We start from the raw sequence: 279 nt of genomic DNA, 5'->3' as shown, positions 1-279 counted from the left end.
GACCCGGACCGGAGCGATTCAGCGAATGCAGGATGCGCCTACAACTGGCGACGAGGACGTAGCTCGTCACCTTGCGACTGCGATCGTCGGTGACCGCGAGAGTGCGGCGTTGCCGTCTCTCCAGGCCCTTGCGCATGCTCGTCCAGATCTGAAGCAATTCATTGTCGAATCGCTCCTGGACGACTACGTGCTGAACGCGATCGGCGCTGAACATCTTCCTTGGCTTAGCGGCCCATTCCGCGAGGTGCTTCTTGCCCTCCGGGACCGCGACTCTACGAC

General features: G+C 61.6%; 1 protein-coding gene. It reads left to right on the top strand.

The genetic code is table 11. From position 1 onward, the window contains the following. Window positions 1-25 precede the first annotated feature (25 nt). A partial coding sequence (locus AC1RPU_RS08200) for a hypothetical protein (protein WP_481769679.1) occupies window positions 26-279 on the top strand: 254 nt, incomplete at its 3' end.

Source organism: Dellaglioa sp. CoH-55-MRSF-7, assembly GCF_056782235.1.
Note: the sequence above shows the minus strand (reverse complement) of the source record. Positions and strands in the feature narration are given on the sequence as shown.